We start from the raw sequence: 241 nt of genomic DNA, 5'->3' as shown, positions 1-241 counted from the left end.
ATGACGCGAGCGAACGTCTCTGATCGAGACGGGGCCAGTGCAATGATCGCTTTACATGCCATGCATTTACGCCAGGTTCAAAATGTCTTCGTTGATGGTGGTTATTCAGGCGTTAATTTTCAGCTCGATGTAGCCAGTAATTTAAACGCAACCGTGCAGGTTGCGAAGCGCAATGAGTTGCATCGATTCGAAGTCATGCCCCAACGTTGGGTAGTCGAACGATCCTTTAGTTGGTTAGAGA

1 protein-coding gene is annotated in these 241 nt (G+C 48.1%); it reads left to right on the top strand.

Going from position 1 to position 241, the window contains the following annotated elements; translation table 11 throughout:
* Window positions 1-241, top strand: a 241-nt coding sequence (locus LPKJCM_RS11105) for a transposase (protein WP_133057568.1), incomplete at both ends; no start/stop codon positions are given.

Origin of the sequence: Lentilactobacillus parakefiri (assembly GCF_002157585.1) — a bacterium.
GTDB classification, from domain to species: domain Bacteria; phylum Bacillota; class Bacilli; order Lactobacillales; family Lactobacillaceae; genus Lentilactobacillus; species Lentilactobacillus parakefiri.
The sequence above is the reverse complement of the archived record's forward strand: the minus strand, read 5'-3'. Positions and strand labels throughout refer to the sequence as shown.